The sequence below is a fragment of the Aporhodopirellula sallentina SM41 genome (assembly GCF_000346505.1).
Classification (GTDB): domain Bacteria; phylum Planctomycetota; class Planctomycetia; order Pirellulales; family Pirellulaceae; genus Rhodopirellula; species Rhodopirellula sallentina.
Map to the genome: position 1 here is coordinate 1 of NZ_ANOH01000355.1, position 1,540 is coordinate 1,540.

1 protein-coding gene is annotated in these 1,540 nt (G+C 54.5%); it reads left to right on the plus strand.

Translation table 11 applies throughout. The features are described 5' to 3' along the window. Nucleotides 1–78 precede the first annotated feature (78 nt). Nucleotides 79–1,512: an IS66 family transposase gene (tnpC, locus tag RSSM_RS31890; protein ID WP_008685111.1), complete on the plus strand. Its 1,434-nt coding sequence runs from the start codon at nucleotides 79–81 to the stop codon at nucleotides 1,510–1,512. The last annotated feature ends 28 nt before the right edge of the window (nucleotides 1,513–1,540 follow it).

Genomic DNA, 1,540 nt, shown 5'->3' on the forward strand with positions numbered 1-1,540 from the left:
GTAACCGTTCACAGCCCGGTGCAATGAAATTTGAAATCGGTATGGACTTGGATCCCTGTTTTCGGTCCCAATACTTGCATGAGCAAGATACCACCGGAACTCGAAGCTGAGATGACGCCCGCTGTCAAAGCGTTCGTGCTCGCGCTGTTTGATCGTTTGGACAAAGTCGAAGCGAAGCTTGCTAAAGCGGAAGCCAAAATTCAAAAGCTGACACCACGCAACTCTTCGGTGCCCCCGAGTACCGAGCATCCTCACGCGAAGCCCAAACGCAAATCGCTCCCTGGCAAAAAACGGAAGCAAGGTGGGCAGAAAGGCCACAAGCGGCACTCCCGGGACCTGGTCCCCAGCGAAGACTGCACACACATTATCCCTTGCGTGCCCGAGGGTTGCCGCCGCTGTGGTGGCGACTTGCAAGCTGACAATACGCCGCCAGCACGACATCAAGTTTGGGATCTTCCCCAAATCCAACCGATCATCGACGAATACCAACTCTTCCGCGGCCACTGCCGATGTTGCGGCATCACCACCCAGGCTGGCCTGCCACGCGGCGTTCCCAGTGGTCAGTGTGGCCCACGATTGGCCGCCTTCACCGGATTGCTAATGGGGCACTTTCGCCAGAGCAAACGTCGGGCGTCGTCCTTCCTGGGTGACTTGCTGAACATTCCCTGCAGCGCCGCTTGGACGGTGAAGATTCAAAATCTTGTGAGCGATTCGATCGCGATTCCTTACGAAGAGCTTCGAGGCAATCTGGCAGATCAAAAACAACTCTACGTTGACGAGTCGCCGACCAAGGAGAAACGCCAGAAAGCGTGGCTCTGGGTGGCGGTAGCTCCGATGTTCACGGTCTTTGGTATTTTCGGCGACCGAAGCCGACAGTCATTGGTGTCTTTGGTGGGAGACTATCAAGGAATCATTCTGAACTGCGATCGAGCCAAGATGTATCTTGATGGCAAGCGATTGCAGTGGTGTTGGGCTCATCTCAAACGCGACTTTCAAAAACTGATTGATTCATCCGATGGCAAAGTCAAACGGATGGGAAATGACTTGATGCGAGAACATCGCAAGCTGTTTGAGTGTTGGCGGCAATACCAATCAGGGGAGATCCAATGGAGAACGTTCCAAAACAAAGTCATTCCGATTCGCGAGGAAGTTCGCGTGTTACTGCTGCGCGGTCGATTCAGCGGGAATGCGAAGCTGATTGGATTCTGCAATGAGCTGTATGACCGGCGAGAGCACTTGTGGACGTTTACTCGGGTCAAAGGGATCGAGCCGACCAACAACACCGCCGAGCGTGCGCTTCGTCCTGCGGTGATCTATCGCAAGCTGAGTTTTGGTACGCAGAGCGCTGCTGGGAGTCGATATCTGGAGCGGCTACTGACAGTCTCGGAAACATGCCGGCTTCAAAATCGAAATGCCTACGAATATTTGGTCGATGCGATGAACGCCAAGTTCGCAGGCAACGTCGCACCATCTCTCATGCCTGCTCTAAAACAGACCGCTGCAGCGGCCTAAAACCTTGCACCGGCCCGTGAACGGTTGC